The 2,249-nt window shown below is 63.1% G+C and carries 2 protein-coding genes and 2 pseudogenes; all 4 read right to left on the reverse strand.

The window, feature by feature from the left end:
• A pseudogene (locus AWB68_RS44205) lies at positions 1-206 on the reverse strand (hydrogenase 4 subunit F); the annotation flags it as partial.
• Positions 199-858, reverse strand: coding sequence for a formate hydrogenlyase (locus AWB68_RS44210; protein WP_087650363.1), 660 nt, complete (start codon positions 856-858; stop codon positions 199-201). The pseudogene AWB68_RS44205 and the gene AWB68_RS44210, both read right to left, overlap by 8 nt.
• Positions 859-1,809, reverse strand: a complete 951-nt coding sequence (locus AWB68_RS44215; protein ID WP_087650364.1) for a respiratory chain complex I subunit 1 family protein — start codon at positions 1,807-1,809, stop codon at positions 859-861.
• Positions 1,806-2,249 (reverse strand): annotated as a pseudogene (locus tag AWB68_RS44220) (hydrogenase 4 subunit B); the annotation flags it as partial. The pseudogene AWB68_RS44220 and the gene AWB68_RS44215, both read right to left, overlap by 4 nt.

The raw sequence follows: 2,249 nt of genomic DNA on the forward strand, positions 1-2,249 counted from the left end.
GGATCGACGAAGAACAGCTTGCCCAGCGCGAACGCGGGCCCGTGCGCCACTGTTTGCACGGCGAGCAGCGTGGCGGCGGCAAAGGTCAGGAAACTGAAGCCGACGTTGAGCTCCGCGGCGACATGATGCTGGCCCACGAGCGCCAGACAGGCGCCAGCGCAAAGCGGAATTCCGAAAACGAGCAGCAGTACCCAGGCTTCAGTCATCTTTGAGTTTTTCGAGGTGGTGAATGTCCAGGCTGTCGAACTGCTCGCGAATCTGGAACATGAACACGCCGAGGATCAGGATGCCCACCAGCACATCGAGCGCGATGCCGAGTTCGACGATCATCGGCATGCCGTTCGTCGCCGCGGCGGCGGCAAAGAACAGACCGTTCTCCATCGACAGAAAGCCGATTACCTGAGGGATGGCCTTCGCGCGCGTAATCATCATCATGAACGACAGCAGCACGCACGCGAGTGCGATACCGAGCGTGCCACGCGCGACCGATGAGGCGAGCTGGCTAATCGGTGACGCGACGTTGAACGCAACGATCACGAGCACGATGCCTATCAGCAGCGTGGCGGGAATGTTGAGGAGCGACTCCACGTCCGTCTTGACGTTCAGGCGCTGCACGAGCCTATAAAGAATCCAGGGGATCAGGCCGACCTTGAGCACCAGCGTGAGTGCGGCGGAGATATAGAGGTGCACGTCGGCGGTGACGTATCCGAGGATCACATTGGCTGACACGAGTGTCAGGCCCTGCAGCGTGTAGAGGTGAATCAGCGACAGGATCCGGCGCTGGCTGAGCATCGCAAACGACAGCAGCAACAGGATGGCGGCCAGGAAGTTGATGATCTGCGTCGCGAAACCGTGCATTCACGCCCCCAGCAGAAAGTGAACGAGCATCCCGATGACGGCCAGCAGGAACGCGGTCGCGAGAAACTCCGGCACGCGGAAAATGCGCATCTTCGCGTTGGTCGTCTCGACGACCGCGAGCGTCGCGCCCCCCACCAGCAATTTGACGAAGAGCGCCGGTACGGCGAGCAGCAGTGCCAGAGGATTGCCGGCCTCGGCGATGCCCCACGGAATGAACAAGGCAACGCCGATGCAGGAGTACGCGAACAGTTTGAGGCTCGCGGCCCATTCCATTAGCGCGAGATGCCGGCCGGAATACTCGAGGATCAGCGCCTCGTGGATCATCGTCAGTTCGAGGTGCGTGGTTGGGTTGTCGACGGGCAGGCGCGCGTTTTCGGCGAGCGACACCATCGTGAATGCGATCCCCGCGAATGCGAGGCTCGGATAGATTGCCAGTTCGCGATGGCCGAGCGTGGCGACGATGGTAGTCAACAAGGTCGACTTCGTGATCAGCGACGCCGAAAAAAGGACCATCAGCAGGGCGGGCTCCGCCAGGAAGCCCACCAGCATCTCGCGACGCGCGCCGAGGGTGCCGAACGCTGTGCCGACGTCCATCGCGGCCAGCGAGATCGACACGCGTGCCAGCGCGAAAAGACCCACCAGAGCGATCGCGTCCGCGGCTGGCGAGAGCGGTAGATCGGTGGAAAGCGTGGGCACGATCGCGCAGGCGAGCGTCACGCAGGCCCAGACGACATAGGGCGCGCCGCGGAAGATCGGGCTCGCATGGTCGGCGACGACCGACTCCTTGTTGAACAGCTTGTGAAGCATCCGGTAAGGCTGCCAGATGCTTGGCGCCCGGCGGTTCTGCAACCGTGCGCGGCACATGTTGACCCACCCCGTCAGCAAGGGCGCAGCCGCCAGTGCGAGCAGGATCTCCAGACCCTGGGAGAGTAATCCAGAGAGCGTGATCATCGCCTCACCAGCATCAGCAGCATGATCAGTACAAGAAAGCTGTGCATCAGATAAACCGCAATGCGGCCTGTCTGGAGCAACCCGGCCAGTGCCGCGACGCGCCTGACCAGCCGCCCGAGCGGCTCATAGATCAAGGCCCACGCGCGGTCCGACACGGTGACGCTGTACGCGGGGTGTTCGTCGAACGGAGAGGGCAGCCGACGTTCGATCCTGAACAGAGGCGCGAAGATTTCGCGGATCGGCTGCCCGAACCCTTCTGCCGTGTCCTGCATCCGCGCGTTCACGAACGGAAGGCCGCATGCCCAGGGGGCCGCCCGCCGCAGGCGCCCATGATAAAGACGGCGGACCAGTAGCCACGCGAGCCCACAACAGGCAAAGAAGAACAGCAGGAAAACCGCCGGCATGTAGCTGGCCCGGTCCACGCTGGTAGGGGCGAGCAG

Origin of the sequence: Caballeronia choica (assembly GCF_001544535.1) — a bacterium.
Taxonomy (GTDB): Bacteria; Pseudomonadota; Gammaproteobacteria; order Burkholderiales; family Burkholderiaceae; genus Caballeronia; species Caballeronia choica.

Excerpts from the sequence above, each read along its gene's own strand:
- AWB68_RS44210 (WP_087650363.1), bottom strand. The coding sequence starts at position 858 with ATGCACGGTTTCGCGACGCAGATCATCAACTTCCTGGCCGCCATCCTG.
- AWB68_RS44215 (WP_087650364.1), bottom strand. The coding sequence starts at position 1,809 with ATGATCACGCTCTCTGGATTACTCTCCCAGGGTCTGGAGATCCTGCTC.